The sequence below is a fragment of the Neobacillus niacini NBRC 15566 genome (genome assembly GCF_001591505.1).
GTDB classification, from domain to species: Bacteria; Bacillota; Bacilli; order Bacillales; family Cytobacillaceae; genus Neobacillus; species Neobacillus niacini.
In genome coordinates this window covers 125,591-140,233 of record NZ_BCVA01000001.1, presented here as the reverse complement: position 1 = coordinate 140,233, position 14,643 = coordinate 125,591, and the positions used below count along the sequence as shown (strand labels likewise).

The window sequence follows — 14,643 nt, the reverse complement described above, 5'->3', positions numbered from 1 at the left end:
ATTATTTAAATTTAATAGAGAAAAGGGGAGCAGCGACTGCTGCTTGATCCCTTGCAATGTCTAATTAAACAGTGACTACCGCTTGTGTTGCCTTTACTTTGTTTTCAAGTGCACCGATTTGGTCAATTTCAATTCGAACTACGTCTCCATCTTTTAAGAATTGGGGAGGATTCATTGCAACTCCAACGCCTCCAGGAGTACCTGTTAATACAACATCTCCAGGCTCTAAGGTCATTAAATTGGATAAGAAAGCTACTAATTTTTGAACAGAGAATACTAGATTAGCAGTATTGGTTTTTTGACGTACTTCACCATTTACTTTTAGGATAACATCTAAGCCAGAGGGATTTTGTAATTCATCGGTAGTTACCAAATATGGTCCCATTGGTGCGCTTCCATCTACTGATTTTCCTTGTAACCATTGGAGCGTGCGTCGTTGAATATCACGATAAGTTACGTCATTTGTAATCGTATAACCTGCTACATAGTCTAATGCATCTTCTTCGGAAACATTGCGGGCTTGTTTGCCAACAACAAAAGTAAACTCTGCTTCATAGTCAAGCTGGTCAGAAATTGGATAGAACGGAATATCGTCCTCTGGCCCTAAAATTGTATTTGCGAATTTTGCAAAAATAACTGGGTTAGAAGGGATTTCACGCCCCATTTCTAAAATGTGTTCACGGTAGTTGTGGCCAACACAGATAATTTTTCCTGGTTTTTGAACGGGTGCCTCTACCTTAACTTCCTCGATGTTATAAATCACTTTTTTATCAAAGCTTTCAGGATTAGCCGAAATGAAATCGATTGCATTTTGCGCAAGTTGAAGGGATTCTTTACCGCCCTGGTATAACTCGTCTGTATTTTCTGGCACATATGCTTTAGCGATTGCTTCGAATCGGTATTTTCCTTCTGCTTTTAATTGTGCTTGGTAAGCATAGTTTAAGTCGATAACCTGGTTTTCCACGATTGCGCCTGCACGTGTATGCCCGGCGACAGTATAATTTATAAGTTTCATTATTGCTCCTCCTTGTTTTTCACTAATTATGAAATTAGTTCACTATTTATAAAAATAGTAAAAGAATTCGAGATAATTGTCAATATTATTTGTTTTCAGAATTTACTTTCTAAAACCAAAATACTCTGAAATTTCTTTTGCAAAACTGAGAACATATTGTCCAGTCGGATGATCCGCTGATTTAGGTACGGTCTCAGAAATACCAACGATGGTAATAGCACCAATTAGTTCATTGGTGAAATTTAATAGAGGGACACTAAAAGAAGAGACATGCTTTACTAGAGGTTCCGTTTTTGAAGCAAAAAACACTACTCTTGTCTGCTCTTTTTCAGCTTGAAATTGCTGTAATTCACTTTCATTGAACGTTGAAAGTTCAGCTTCTTCCCATTCTTTCATACGGACGTCTTTTTCAAAAGCTGAAAAAACAACGCCAGTAGAAGAGGAGAGCGGCAAGTGTGTCCCTATTTGAGCACCAATATTTATTCCATAATCATCTGCACTTTGAATATATGAAATCAGTGGACCATTTTTTGAAGGAACGGCTAATAGTACGGTTAGGTTGGTTTTATCAGTGATCTTTTTGATATAGGGAATAACCACTTCTATTAAAGAAGATTGGCCTAAAGCTGCATTTCCTAACTGAACTAATTTATGTCCAAGCGTATACGCGTTTGTATGAGGATTACGATAGATTAATCCGAATTGGGACAGTGTCGACAAATATTTATATAAATTGCTTTTTGTCATAGCAGTAAGGTTTTGTATATCAGTAAACTTTAGAGGTTCTTTTTCCCTTGCTAAGATCTCTAATATGTTTAACCCAATTTGCAAGGACTGAATACCGACCGTTTTCGTTTCAGTTGTCATCATAATCACCTCCTTTTTTGGATGATTTTTGGATAATAAAAGAAAAATGATTAATAGAAATTTCTAAATTTTAAAAGTTTTTTGTTGACGAATTGGTGAAAAATGATTTAAAGTTTTCTCATGAGGTAACGAAGTTCTCTATTTGTGGAAGATAATAACTTAGTTGGAGGGGTATTGTCAATGACTAATGTAAGCGACATCATTATAGTAGGCGGAGGAATCGGTGGTTTAGCAGCAGCGCTGTCCATTCAAGAAACAGGTAAAACAGTAGCAGTTTTTGAGCAAGCACCGGAATTTGGAGAAGTAGGTGCAGGAATTCAGTTAGCACCCAATGCGTTAGAGGTTTTAGACCGTCTAGGTGTAAAGGAAGAAATTCTAAAGCATGCAGTAGTACCAAAACGTCTTGTACTAAAAGATGTTTATACAGCGAAAGAATTAGCAACGTTAGATTTGGGGGAGGGGTTCCAAAAAGAATTCGGCCAGCCTTACATCGTATTGCATCGCTCGGACTTACACAGAGTTCTTTATGAAGCATGTCAAAAAAGCAGCAATATTAAATTCTTTACCAACCAATGCATTCAAACTGCAGAACAAAATGGTGATATTGTAACCATTGTTAACCAAAATGGTGAAACGTATAGTGCAGAAGCTGTTGTTGGTGCGGATGGAGTAAAATCAAACATGCGGAAGCAGTTGGTTGATGATCATCCGGTAAACTCTGCGTATGTAGCTTACCGTGGAACGATTCCAATTGAAGAAGTGTCAAGTAATACAAACTTAGACTTAGATGATGTAATCATGTGGATTGGACCAAACCTGCACATGGTACAATATCCAGTTCGCCGCGGAGAGCTTTACAACCAAGTAGTGGTATTTAAATCATATGATGCGACAGTAGAAGATTGGGGAACTCCAGAAGAAATGGCACGTCGTTTTGAAAATTGTCATCCGAAAGTTGAAAACGCTTTAACATACATTAACCGTCAATTCCGCTGGCAAATGTATGACCGTGAACCTATCGATAATTGGACAAATGGCAACATTACGTTATTAGGAGATTCTGGTCATGCCATGCTTCAATATTTAGCACAAGGCGGCGTTCAAGCCCTTGAAGATGCATTTGTATTGGGTGAGGAATTAAAGAAACATAATTCTTACGAAGAAGCATTTAAAGCATACCAAGAAGTTCGAATCCCACGTTCTTCAATGGTACAAGGATCTGCACGCAGGTGGGGCGAAATTATTCATGCTGAGGATCCGACAGCACTTGCACTTCGTAACTTTATTTTCGAAAATCACAAGCCAACTGACTACCATGTCGTGGATTTCCTATATGGCTATTTCAAGAAAAATTATGAACGTGTAAATTGCTAATTAAAAAACGCGTTAGAGCTGGCTCTAACGCATTTTTTAAATTTATGTATGAAGTGAATAAAAGGAGGACTTAAACGATGGTAACGGCAATGCTGAATGAAAAATTGGAATTATTTAAAAAGAGTATAGATGATATTGCAGCGGTATTGAAAAATACGGAAGAGGGTTCACTTTATGTTAAACCGTCTGAAACAGAATGGTCCGCAATGCAAATCATTTCTCATATTATAGAAGCTGTGAATTTTTGGGTTGAAGATTTGGAGGCGCTGCTAGTGGTTCCTGGTGCAAAATGGGGACGGAATCATGAACACGTGCGTCGTTTAGCCGCAGTAGATGAAAACGTTGTTTCTCGGATTAAGAAAGAGGAGGCTTTAACAGCATTACAAAACTTAGTCCCGAAAGTTGAGGCAGCACTTGTAAAAGTGACAGAAGAAGACTTAGTAAAAACAGCACCAAGCTATAATCCAAACTTTGACGGAAAACCGTTATCATTCTTAGTCGACCATTTAATCGTTAAGCACGTAACGGGTCATTATGGGCAACTTGTACGTCATTTAGAAAAAATTCAATAATAGAACAAAAAGGACTTCTCTGCAGGAAGTCCTTTTTCCGTCAGCATTACTCTTCTTTTGTGACCCTTACTTGAGAGTCAAATTTCCCTTTATGAGAACCATCACAAAAAGGTTTGTTGTTGGAAAGCCCGCAGCGGCAAAGAGAAAAGGCTGGCTTCGTTTCCATGACGTTGCCGGCTCCATCTAGCAATTCTACCTCACCAGTAATCCGCAGTGAACCATTGTCGTTTACTTTAATTTGTACCTTTGACATTCTTGACACTCCTTTTAAAAATGTGATGTTTTCAGAATATATTGAATACGGGGAAAATGCAAGTAAGCAGAAGTCTTGTCCTTAAGCAAGTAACCAGTAAGAGTAAAATAAGCGGAGGATTTCCGGGTAAATACAAAGCGGAGCTCTATTCGGGGTATATAAGGGGAGTTTTTCCGCCTATCAAAGAAAAATCTCCTCTTTTTTTAAACTTTTGAGTAAATAGGCGGAATCTCTCCGCCTATTTAGGCTTTTTTAAATACAATTTGCTAATTAAGCGGAATGTTTCCGTCTATTTTCAGCTCGGGTGCTTAACACTTGGGAAGTCTTTTTAGGTAAGCAGATATATTCTATAAGTCACTGATGTTATGCTTTCTCAACATACTTTTGCAAAAATTTGTCTATAACTCTGCGATATTCTTCAGGATTCTCGTTAAAAGACTGCGCATGACGACCATTTGCTGCAAGATAAAGCATCTTTGGGCCATGTTTTTTCTCATATAATTCCTTTGTCATGGCAGGGAGTATAAAATCATCGTTTTCGCTGTGAATAAATAAAATAGGATGTTTAATATTTTCGATAACTGAAATGGGTGAGACGTGACGAATTGAATATTTCTCACGGAGGCGCAAAATGAAATCAGCAATGGGAATTAACAATGTTGAAACATTTTTCAATTCTTTTTTTAATTGATAAGATACTTGCTCTTTTAAGTCAGAGAACGGACAGTCTGCTATATAAAAATCAGCACTATCCTCGAGCATTCCAGCGTACAGAAGCATCGTAGCTGCCCCCATCGATTCACCATGAATTCCGAGCGAAAGTGTTGGCCCCTTCTCTTTTTTTAACCAATCAATAACTGCCTTTAAATCAAATTTTTCATAATGACCGAAGCTGGTTGTCTTTCCACCAGATTCACCGTGTCTCCGATGATCGTAAATCATGGCATTAAAACCACGCTCTAAGAAAAGGTTCATATATTTTATCGAATTAATCTTTGTTTCCGTTACACCGTGGGAAATAATGACATAGCGATTGGACATGTGTGGTTCAACCAGCAGCGCTTTAATGGGATAGCCAAAAGGGGAATCGATGATTACCTCTCGCTTAGGTAGTGATTCGAAATGCTCGGGGTTAAATCTACCCGATTCCTTTTCCCTCTGTACGATAAATTGTTCATCCTTTTTTTTCATATAAATAAGCCTATTTGTAAAATAAAAACCTAAAGAAAATGTAATCAAGAATGAAATTAGAAGAGCTCGCAACGCCTTTCTCACAAGTACACCTCCAAAAGGTTCGTAATAGTAATTATTTGGTAATTAATGTTGGCTTTTATTTTAACATAGGAAAAGCCGCTAACTCCATTTAGCGGCTTAGTAAATATATTTAGGTCTAGCAGAAGCGCCTAGAGGCGCTTCTGCATTTCTTATTGCTCAGCATTTTGTCTCTTCGTAGGATGAAGTGCCTTTTCTATTTCCTCAGCAGCAATTATTCGTTTACCTGTACCGGCAGATTCAGCATAATCCTTACCTTTTTGGCTGTATCCCTTATCGCGTTTTTGGCTCATTATCGTCAGACTCCCTTCGAAGTGGTTTCATTAAATAAGGTGCATATATATAAGCCCGATTATTCAAGGTAAATTAAACATCATTTTCCCCCTTCAATCCTCATACCTTCTTTGTAGAGGTGCTGAATTTTAAAATTCAAGAATAATAGAAATTTTGACAAAATAAGAGGGTTTTCTGCGTTCACACTCGAAATAGTAAAGGAAAAAGTGCTAATAAGGAGAGGAAAATAATGAGTCAAACAGAAGTAGTAATTGTTAGCGCAGTTCGTACTGCACTAGGTAATTTTAACGGGAGTTTGAAAAATGTATCGGCGCCGGAATTAGGAGCAACGGTCATCAAAGGGGCTCTAGAACAAGCAGGAGTCAAGCCGGAGCAAGTGGACGAAGTTATTTTAGGTAACGTCTTGCAAGCAGGACTTGGTCAGAATCCAGCTAGACAGGCAGCCATTGGCGCAGGAATACCTGAAAGTGTTTCCTCGATGACGATTAATAAAGTGTGTGGTTCTGGTTTAAAGGCTGTTCACCTTGCAACACAGGCAATTCTAGCAGGAGATGCGGAGATTGTTGTTGCTGGGGGTATGGAAAATATGAGCCAAGCACCTTATCTGTTAAAGAATGCCCGTGAAGGATTTAAAATGGGTGATCAAAAATTAATCGATACGTTGACAGGTGACGGACTGACATGTGTTTTTAACCAATATCATATGGGCGTTACAGCTGAAAACTTAGCAGATAAATATTCCATTACTAGAGACGAACAGGACCAATTTTCAGCATGGAGTCAGGAAAAGGCTTCTAAAGCAATTGAAGAAGGAAAATTTAAAAATGAAATTGTTCCAGTCGTTATTCCTCAGCGCAAAGGGGATCCAATTGTTTTTGATACAGACGAATATCCGAAAAAAGGGACAACAGCAGAGAAACTCGGTGGATTACGTCCAGCATTTAAAAAAGATGGCAGTGTAACTGCTGGAAATGCATCGGGAATCAATGATGGTGCAGCAGCTTTAGTAGTGATGAGCCGTAAAAAAGCGGATGAACTGGGGATAAAACCGTTAGTAACCATTAAAGGGAATGCAAGCGCTGGTGTTGACCCAAGCATAATGGGAATCGGGCCAGTTCCGGCAGTAAGAAAAGTACTGGAAAAAACGTCAATTTCTATGGAAGAGATTGAGTTAATTGAAGCGAATGAGGCATTTGCTGCCCAATCTTTGGCAGTTGACCGAGAACTTCATTTTAATAAAGAGATATTAAATGTAAACGGCGGTGCTATTGCTCTTGGTCACCCAATTGGTGCAAGCGGTGCTAGAATTCTCGTTACGCTAATTCATGAAATGAAGAAAAGAAACGCGCAAAAGGGATTGGCAACACTTTGTATCGGCGGCGGTCAAGGGGTAGCAACGGTAGTTGAGCTAGCTTAATCCTACAATGAGGGGAGACGAGTACGATGAAGAAGATCAGTACATCCTTCCAGGAAGCAGTTGCGGATATTCAAGATGGAGCGACGTTAATGGTCGGCGGGTTCGGTTTGTGCGGCATACCTGAAAATCTAATCCAAGCATTGGTTGATAAGGGCGTAAAGGATTTAACGGTTATCTCCAATAACTGTGGAATTGATGATTGGGGTCTTGGGCCTCTTTTAAAATATAAACAGATAAAAAAAATGATCGGTTCCTATGTGGGGGAGAACAAGGAGTTTGAAAGACAGGTTTTAGCAGGCGAGCTTGAAGTAGAACTGACGCCACAAGGTACATTAGCTGAAAAAATAAGAGCAGGCGGAGCTGGTATACCAGCCTTTTACACGCCTGCAGGGGTAGGTACACCGATTGCTGATGGCAAGGAAACAAAAGTTTTTAATGGCAGAGAGTATCTGCTAGAGGAAGCATTGACAGCTGATTTTAGTTTTGTCAGGGCATGGAAGGGAGACAAGATGGGAAATCTTGTTTACCACAAAACAGCACGAAACTTTAACCCGATGATAGCAGCAGCTGGAAAAGTAACGATTGCCGAAGTGGAGACACTCTGTGAAATTGGAGAACTCGATCCGAATTTTATCCACACTCCAAGTGTTTATGTTCAGATGATTATAGAAGGTAAGCAGGAAAAAAGGATTGAGAGGTTGACAGTTAGAAAATAGATTGGTGGAGGGAGAGAAAGCAATGGTCTCTGTTAGAGAGAGAATTGCAATAAGGGCAGAGAAAGAAATTGAAGACGGTTTTTATGTGAACTTAGGAATCGGTATGCCGACGCTGGTTGCCAATTATATTTCTAATAATAAACAGGTTGTGCTGCAATCGGAAAATGGATTACTTGGAATTGGTCCATATCCAACGGAGGAAGAGGTAGACCCGGATTTAATCAATGCAGGAAAAGAAACGGTTACGGCAATTAGCGGTGCTTCTTATTTTGATAGTGCTGAGTCATTTGCGATGATTCGCGGCGGACATATTAACCTAGCGATCCTTGGCGGGATGGAGGTTTCTGAAACAGGAGATCTAGCAAACTGGATGATACCAGGTAAAATGATAAAAGGAATGGGCGGTGCCATGGATTTAGTCCATGGAGCGCAAAAGATCATTATCATTATGGAGCATGTGAACAAGCGCGGTGAATCAAAAATCTTAAAACAATGTACCCTGCCGTTAACCGGTAAGGGTGTGGTTAACCGAATTATTACAGAACGTGCCGTCATGGATGTAACGGACACAGGATTAAAGTTGATTGAAGTAGCAAAAGGCTTTACAATCGAAGATGTTGTCACCTCAACAGAAGCAACGTTGACAGTGGATGAAAACGTGGTTCTAGAAGCTTATTAAAAAGTATGGCAGGCTGATCAACAGCCTGCTTTTTGTATCAAAAATAATGCTATAATACATATGGAATAATGATTATGGGGGATTTAGGATGAAAAAGAAATCGAAACAAAAAAATCAATCTAAACCAAAAAAAGAAGAAGCAGCGGTTACGCTTAAAGATATGATTAATCCGGAATTAATTAAGCAGTTAAAAGAACAGCAGGACCAGTTGAAGGCAGCAGAAGAGCGTAAACGAGCGGAAGAAGAGCAGCGGAAACGTGAGGAACGCCGCTTAAAAGAAAAAAATAAATCATTTGAGGAGCTGCTGAACGAGAGCGGCATGAACTGGAAGGAATTTAAATAGGAGAGCCAAGGGCTCTCCTATTTTAGCGATGCTCTCTATATATCCCTGCCTTTGAAATCTCTTTAATCAGTGTTACTTCTTCTTTGGTCAGGGGCTGGCTTCTTACCGCCCTAGCATTGTTTCTGACTTGTTCTGGACTGCTCGCTCCAGTAATGACTGTGGCAACACCAGAGTGGGCCAAGTTGTATTGAAGAGCAATTTCCGTAAAAGAGCGTCGTGGAGCAAGTCGATCCTTTAAGATCGGTAACACCTCAAGCAGCTCTTCCTGACTATAGTCTTGATATCCTTTTGGAGACACCTTTTCTAGCATTTTATCACTAAGCAGCCCTTTTGCTAGAGGACCACGGGTTACAACACTGATTCCATGCTCATGCAGATACGGCAATGCTTCTTCTTCCGGACGTCGGTCTAGGATACTATATTGCATCATGACAGAGACAATATGTGATTTCTTTACATACTCACGAATAACATTTGGGCGGATTGATGAAATTCCATAATAGTGGATATAGCCTTCCGATTTTAATTCCTCAAATGCTTCAATCGTTTCGTCGATTCTATCCTCGATTGTTCCCCCATGAAGTTGATAAAGGTCAATGTAATCAGTACCTAGCCGTTTTATACTTTGTTTTACAGCTTCTTTTATGTACAATTTGGATGGGTCCCAAGACCAGCCTGATTTATCTGGCTGCCAGCGGTTCCCAACCTTTGTCGCGATAATAACCTTTTCCCGCACATCCTTTAAAGCAGCCCCGACGATTTTTTCGTTTTCACCAAAATCATATAAATCAGCAGTATCAAAATAATTGATACCTTCTTCTAATGCAGTCTCGATTATCTCACGTGCTTTTTTTTCCTCTGTACCGATCGACATGCAACCTAAGCCTAATTCAGTAACCGATAATTCTGAGCTTCCGAGTTTTCTTTTTTTCAACAATTATCACCCCGTCCTTTTATATAATTTTACGCAAGTCCGGGGAAGACTACAAACGGAAAGGTTATTTACCAGCGACTTTTTCTACCCATTCGGCAACGGTAGAATAATCCTTATTGTATTCTTTTAGCTTTTGGATGATCTGCCATCCCTTACCTACAAGAATAATTCCCTTATCATGCACGTATACCTTCATCCATACCCCTCCAAATAATGTATGGTAAAATGTATGAGCAGCATATAGCGAATTAGAACAGGAGTTGAATTTGGTGACAAATCTTCATGAAAGAACCATACAAAGCGAAGAAATTTTTTCTGGAAAAATTATTAGCCTGCATCTTCAAGATGTTGAACTTCCGAATGGGAAACAGTCAAAAAGAGAAATAATTAAACATCCAGGGGCAGTCGCTGTTTTAGCTATCACGGATGATAAAAAAATTGTTATGGTCGAACAATTCCGTAAAGCTCTTGAGCGGACAATCGTAGAAATCCCAGCAGGAAAGTTAGAAAAGGACGAGGAGCCGGCTCTCTGTGCACGACGGGAATTAGAGGAAGAAACAGGATATGCTTGTGAAAGTTTGGAGCTATTAATCTCGTTCTATACATCACCTGGATTCGCAGATGAAATTGTACATCTATTTGTAGCCAGTGGACTAACAAAAAAAGAAAATGCGGCAATGCTTGATGAAGATGAGTTTGTAAACATTGAGGAAATAACACTGGATCAAGCGATTCAATATATAAAGGAACAAAAAATTTATGACGCTAAAACTGCTTATGCAGTCCAATACTTACAGCTTCAAGAGGCACTAGAAAATAAATGAAACGTTATTATGTAGATTTACATATTCACATCGGAAGAACCTGGACTGGCAAGCCTGTAAAAATAACAGGTGCTAAATCATTAACGTTTACCAATATCATAGAACATGCCCGGCATGAAAAAGGGCTGAATATGATTGGAATTATTGACAGCCACTCACCAGAAGTAATCCTTGAAATGGAAAGCCTAGTTTCAAGTGGAGACATGATTGAACATCCGGATGGCGGCTTAGCATTCGGAGATTTAACCGTAATCCCCGGTTCAGAGTTAGAAATCTATGATGAACAATGCAATGGTCCGATTCATGTCCTGTGTTATTTTCCTACTATCGCCATAATGAGAGAGTTCTCTAATTGGCTGGCTGCACATTTAAAAAATGTCCAGCTGAGTTCGCAGCGGATTTATGTAACAGGTATTGAATTGCAAGGAAAAGTAAAAGAACTAAGCGGCTTATTTATTCCGGCTCATGTGTTTACACCATTTAAAAGCTTATACGGTAAAGGTGTCAATAAATCTTTAACTGAAGTATTTGACCCGGCTTTGATTGATGGTATTGAGCTTGGATTAAGCTCTGATACAAGGATGGCAGACCAGATTAAAGAACTACATCATTATACATTTGTGACAAACTCAGATGCTCACTCCCTTGCCAAAATTGCCCGTGAATATCAGGTAGTATTGATGAAAGAACCTTCATTTTTAGAATTAGGAAAGGCATTGAAAAATGTTGAAGGTCGACACATATTAGCAAATTACGGGTTAGACCCGCTCCTAGGTAAGTATCACAAAACTGTTTGTGCACAATGTGCCCATCCTGCCGGTGAGGAAGACCAAATATGTACTCTTTGTGGAAAAAATAAGATTATTAAAGGGGTTGCCGATAGAATTCTTGAGTTGAAGACAGCCGATCAGAGTCCAGATCAACGTCCTCCCTATATTCACCAAGTTCCACTGGAGTTTATACCGGGCTTAGGACCAAAATTACTTGAAAAACTCGTCGATCATTTTGGTTCAGAAATGGCTATATTGCATGAAGTTCCATATCAGGCATTGACCGAAGTCGTCCCACCAAAGATTGCTGATATGATTATGAATGCAAGAGAAGGTAAAGTGACTTTAACAGCAGGCGGCGGAGGAAAGTACGGAAAAATTGCAGACTAAATTTAATATTTTTATTTAATAACCTGGCGGAGTCACTAAATCTGCCAGGTTTTTGAATGTAACAGACACGATTAAACCTGAAAGTGAATATATCAGCGCTAGATCAAATATATCGGCATTAACTAATTATATCAGCGTTAAACCACATCTCCTCTTTTAAAAAACAAATCTATTAATTTATCGTCATAGATTTACTAGAAAGGCATAAAATGTAATAACCGATTAGGAGAAGTAGGAGGGACTGCAGATGAAGAAACGATTGTACCAGAACGATGCCGCCAGTTATTTCCGTGAGCATTCCTCGATTTTTTTATTTATTGTTATTTTATTTTTAATGGGTGTCATCTTCGGAGCCATTGTCGTAAATAGTATGAGTATCATCCAAAAAGAGGATTTATTTTACTATTTATCACAATTTTTTGGACAAATACAAAACGGAAAAATAGCCGAGAATAATGATTTATTTGCACAAAGTTTTCTTCATAACAGTAAGTTCATTGGGCTGATTTGGATTTTAGGAATTTCAATTATTGGGCTGCCGGTAATTCTAATTGTTTTATTTATAAAAGGTCTAGTGGTAGGTTTTACAGTTGGTTTCTTAGTTAGTCAATTAGGCTTGAAGGGTTTTTTGCTTGCATTTGTGTCCATTCTGCCACAAAATTTGATTATCATTCCCGTTTTCATTTTGATGGCTGCTTTATCTGTTATATTCTCAATGAGAATGATAAAAAAACAATTCTTTAAGGCCTATGGACAACCGATTTTACCATTTTTTAAAAACTATATTCTGGTCTTCATTGTTGCTGTAGTTCTTATTTCTGCCGCTTCAGGAGTGGAAGCTTATGTATCACCATGGTTGATGAAATCGATGATGGGTTCGCTTGATTTATAATTATTATTATATAATATATATTTTAAACTCTTGTTTATAATAATTTTATTTTGACACCTCTTTCTCATCTGTTATAATGAGAATAGCAGCGGCGAGGGAGGGACTTCGGGATGGAGACAAGGATTGAGAGAATTAAAAAGCAGTTGCATTCATCAAGCTATAAGCTTACACCTCAACGTGAAGCAACCGTTCGGGTATTGTTAGAGCATGAAGAGGATCATTTAAGTGCAGAAGATGTATACCTCCTCGTTAAGGAAAAGTCGCCTGAAATTGGATTGGCAACTGTATATCGTACACTTGAATTACTAACTGAATTGAAAATTGTTGATAAAATTAACTTTGGTGATGGAGTTTCGCGTTATGACCTTCGCCAAGAAGGGGCAGCCCATTTTCATCATCATCTTGTTTGTATTGAATGCGGAGCGGTGGATGAAATCCAAGAAGATCTTCTTGAAGATGTAGAAGCTGTAGTCGAGCGCAGATGGAATTTTAAGATAAAAGATCATCGTTTAACGTTTCATGGCATCTGCTATCGCTGCCAGGATAAAGTGAAAACTGAGGAATCTGCAGAATAATAGCCAAAAGTCCTTTATAAAAAAGGGCTTTTTTTCTTTCTAACAAGCTTGCCCAAAATTTATTCCTGGATAATTGGAACTCTAAGTATAAAAGTTGGACAAATTGGCATATCTTTAAGTAGGCCAAACTGTTTGGGGGAAGGTAAATGCTTACTTTTATTAAAATAGCACTTCAAACCTTAAAGGTTTTTATCATATTCACTGGATGTACGATACTCTTTTACTATGGTATTATGTGGGTAAATGAGGAGTACCAAAATTATCACCGTTATGATTCACCACAAGGATCTGCTTTAAAGGTTTCAACATTAAATAAAGACGAGAATCCAATTTGGCTGGATCGGCTGATTTTGTTTTACTTAAATGGGGAGTAGTTTCAATGGATGATTATTTAAAAAATTTTATGCAGTTTTTACTCGTTGAAAAGAGAGTGGCAAAAAACACACTGCTATCATATGAACGAGATTTAAAAACATATCTTCACTACTTGAAAAACGTGGAAGCGATTGAATCATATAATCAAGTCCAGCGGGCTCATATTATCCATTTCCTTTCTTTTTTGAAGGAGCAAGGAAAATCCACAAAAACCTTGGCTAGGCACGTTGCTTCTATTCGCGCTTATCATCAGTTTCTGTTGCGTGAACAGATGTCGAATCAAGATCCTTCTGTCTTTATTGATCCTCCAAAGTCTGAGCGGTCAATGCCGAAGGTTTTAAGCATAAAGGAAGTTGAAAAACTATTAGATTTCCCCAATGGACAAGGGCATTTTGGTTTAAGGGACAAAGCAATGCTAGAGCTTCTCTATGCTACCGGTATTCGGGTTAGTGAGCTTATTCAAATTGATATAGACCATGTAAATGTAACGATGGGTTTTGTCACCGTCAGCGGTAAAAATTATAAAGAACGAATCATACCAATTGGAAAAACAGCAGCTGTGGCATTAAAGGATTACATTGAAAAAGGAAGACCCAATTTTGTTACTAAAAATGAAAATCACTCAGTGAATTTTCTACAAGAAAATCACGCTGAACGGGCATTATTTTTAAATCATCATGGAAAAAGGTTAACACGTCAAGGATTCTGGAAAATTTTAAAAAAGCTTGCTCAAGAGGCTGGTATTGAGGGTGAGTTAACACCGAATACACTTCGCCATTCGTTTGCAACACACCTATTGGAAAACGGTGCAGACCTAAAAGCAGTCCAAGAAATGTTGGGACATGCTGATATCTCAACAACGCAAATATATACCCAAGTAACTAAGACAAGGTTAAAGGACGTCTATAGCAAATTCCATCCAAGAGCTTAATAGGATACTAGTTACACATATATTTTAAAAGTGTCGAAAAGCTGCCAAAATTATTGGCAGCTTCTTCTTGTAATTTTATAATAGTTTAGTAAAATATAGAGGTCAGACTTCTGACGTTTTATGATTAAAAGTGCATAATAATCCTATTTT

General features: G+C 38.5%; 19 protein-coding genes. 12 read left to right on the top strand and 7 right to left on the bottom strand.

What is annotated here, in order from left to right; all coding sequences use genetic code 11:
- Nucleotides 1-64: 64 nt before the first annotated feature.
- Both BANA01_RS00765 and BANA01_RS00760 read right to left on the bottom strand, forming a co-directional pair.
- On the bottom strand, nucleotides 65-1,015 hold the full coding sequence (locus BANA01_RS00765; protein ID WP_034673210.1) for a fumarylacetoacetate hydrolase family protein: 951 nt from the start codon (nucleotides 1,013-1,015) through the stop codon (nucleotides 65-67).
- A 102-nt stretch (nucleotides 1,016-1,117) separates the two neighbouring features.
- Complete coding sequence (locus BANA01_RS00760; protein WP_235847036.1) at nucleotides 1,118-1,885, bottom strand: IclR family transcriptional regulator; 768 nt, start codon at nucleotides 1,883-1,885, stop codon at nucleotides 1,118-1,120.
- Between the two features lie 177 nt (nucleotides 1,886-2,062).
- On the opposite strand from BANA01_RS00760, the gene BANA01_RS00755 reads away from it, so the two are divergent.
- Both BANA01_RS00755 and BANA01_RS00750 read left to right on the top strand, forming a co-directional pair.
- Nucleotides 2,063-3,256: an FAD-dependent monooxygenase gene (locus BANA01_RS00755; protein WP_034673213.1), complete on the top strand. Its 1,194-nt coding sequence runs from the start codon at nucleotides 2,063-2,065 to the stop codon at nucleotides 3,254-3,256.
- A 77-nt stretch (nucleotides 3,257-3,333) separates the two neighbouring features.
- The gene (locus tag BANA01_RS00750; RefSeq protein WP_034673215.1) at nucleotides 3,334-3,828 is read left to right on the top strand and encodes a DinB family protein; all 495 of its coding nucleotides are present in this window, start codon (nucleotides 3,334-3,336) and stop codon (nucleotides 3,826-3,828) included.
- A gap of 46 nt (nucleotides 3,829-3,874) precedes the next feature.
- Here BANA01_RS00750 and BANA01_RS00745 read toward each other — a convergent pair whose 3' ends face one another.
- The 3 genes from BANA01_RS00745 to BANA01_RS29785 form a co-directional block, all read right to left on the bottom strand.
- The gene (locus tag BANA01_RS00745; RefSeq protein WP_034673217.1) at nucleotides 3,875-4,081 is read right to left on the bottom strand and encodes a CDGSH iron-sulfur domain-containing protein; all 207 of its coding nucleotides are present in this window, start codon (nucleotides 4,079-4,081) and stop codon (nucleotides 3,875-3,877) included.
- A 363-nt stretch (nucleotides 4,082-4,444) separates the two neighbouring features.
- The gene (locus BANA01_RS00740; RefSeq protein WP_034673219.1) at nucleotides 4,445-5,356 is read right to left on the bottom strand and encodes an alpha/beta hydrolase; all 912 of its coding nucleotides are present in this window, start codon (nucleotides 5,354-5,356) and stop codon (nucleotides 4,445-4,447) included.
- A gap of 149 nt (nucleotides 5,357-5,505) precedes the next feature.
- Nucleotides 5,506-5,646: a hypothetical protein gene (locus tag BANA01_RS29785; protein WP_169803631.1), complete on the bottom strand. Its 141-nt coding sequence runs from the start codon at nucleotides 5,644-5,646 to the stop codon at nucleotides 5,506-5,508.
- A 230-nt stretch (nucleotides 5,647-5,876) separates the two neighbouring features.
- Between BANA01_RS29785 and BANA01_RS00735 the strand changes: the two genes are divergently transcribed.
- The 4 genes from BANA01_RS00735 to BANA01_RS00720 all read left to right on the top strand — a co-directional run bounded on the left by BANA01_RS00735 (nucleotide 5,877) and on the right by BANA01_RS00720 (nucleotide 8,802).
- A complete protein-coding gene (locus tag BANA01_RS00735) occupies nucleotides 5,877-7,064 on the top strand; it encodes an acetyl-CoA C-acetyltransferase (protein ID WP_034673222.1) in 1,188 nt (395 codons plus the stop codon).
- Between the two features lie 26 nt (nucleotides 7,065-7,090).
- On the top strand, nucleotides 7,091-7,780 hold the full coding sequence (locus tag BANA01_RS00730; RefSeq protein ID WP_034673224.1) for a CoA transferase subunit A: 690 nt from the start codon (nucleotides 7,091-7,093) through the stop codon (nucleotides 7,778-7,780).
- A gap of 22 nt (nucleotides 7,781-7,802) precedes the next feature.
- A complete protein-coding gene (locus tag BANA01_RS00725; RefSeq protein WP_034673225.1) occupies nucleotides 7,803-8,459 on the top strand; it encodes a 3-oxoacid CoA-transferase subunit B in 657 nt (218 codons plus the stop codon).
- Nucleotides 8,460-8,547: 88 nt separating this feature from the next.
- Entirely contained in the window at nucleotides 8,548-8,802 is a 255-nt protein-coding gene (locus BANA01_RS00720; protein ID WP_034673227.1) for a YqkE family protein, read from the top strand.
- 22 nt (nucleotides 8,803-8,824) lie between these two features.
- Here the strand turns inward: BANA01_RS00720 and BANA01_RS00715 are convergent, their stop codons facing one another.
- A complete protein-coding gene (locus BANA01_RS00715) occupies nucleotides 8,825-9,736 on the bottom strand; it encodes an aldo/keto reductase (RefSeq protein ID WP_034673228.1) in 912 nt (303 codons plus the stop codon).
- Nucleotides 9,737-9,800: 64 nt separating this feature from the next.
- Nucleotides 9,801-9,932, bottom strand: a complete 132-nt coding sequence (gene mciZ / locus BANA01_RS28910) for a Z-ring formation inhibitor MciZ (protein ID WP_082799343.1) — start codon at nucleotides 9,930-9,932, stop codon at nucleotides 9,801-9,803.
- A 73-nt stretch (nucleotides 9,933-10,005) separates the two neighbouring features.
- Here mciZ and BANA01_RS00710 point away from each other — a divergent pair, with 73 nt between their 5' ends.
- From BANA01_RS00710 to xerD, 6 genes are all read left to right on the top strand, one after another.
- On the top strand, nucleotides 10,006-10,560 hold the full coding sequence (locus BANA01_RS00710; RefSeq protein ID WP_034673230.1) for an NUDIX hydrolase: 555 nt from the start codon (nucleotides 10,006-10,008) through the stop codon (nucleotides 10,558-10,560).
- Complete coding sequence (locus BANA01_RS00705) at nucleotides 10,557-11,720, top strand: endonuclease Q family protein (RefSeq protein WP_034673232.1); 1,164 nt, start codon at nucleotides 10,557-10,559, stop codon at nucleotides 11,718-11,720. The genes BANA01_RS00710 and BANA01_RS00705 overlap by 4 nt, the downstream gene beginning before the upstream one ends.
- Before the next feature lie 247 nt (nucleotides 11,721-11,967).
- Nucleotides 11,968-12,612, top strand: a complete 645-nt coding sequence (spoIIM, locus tag BANA01_RS00700; protein ID WP_034673233.1) for a stage II sporulation protein M — start codon at nucleotides 11,968-11,970, stop codon at nucleotides 12,610-12,612.
- 110 nt (nucleotides 12,613-12,722) lie between these two features.
- Nucleotides 12,723-13,187, top strand: coding sequence for a ferric iron uptake transcriptional regulator (gene fur, locus BANA01_RS00695; RefSeq protein ID WP_034673236.1), 465 nt, complete (start codon nucleotides 12,723-12,725; stop codon nucleotides 13,185-13,187).
- Between the two features lie 146 nt (nucleotides 13,188-13,333).
- Nucleotides 13,334-13,561: a YqzK family protein gene (locus BANA01_RS00690; RefSeq protein WP_034673240.1), complete on the top strand. Its 228-nt coding sequence runs from the start codon at nucleotides 13,334-13,336 to the stop codon at nucleotides 13,559-13,561.
- 5 nt (nucleotides 13,562-13,566) lie between these two features.
- Nucleotides 13,567-14,493 carry a site-specific tyrosine recombinase XerD gene (gene xerD, locus BANA01_RS00685; protein ID WP_034673242.1) on the top strand — a complete coding sequence of 309 codons (927 nt, stop codon included), beginning with the start codon at nucleotides 13,567-13,569 and terminating at the stop codon, nucleotides 14,491-14,493.
- The last annotated feature ends 150 nt before the right edge of the window (nucleotides 14,494-14,643 follow it).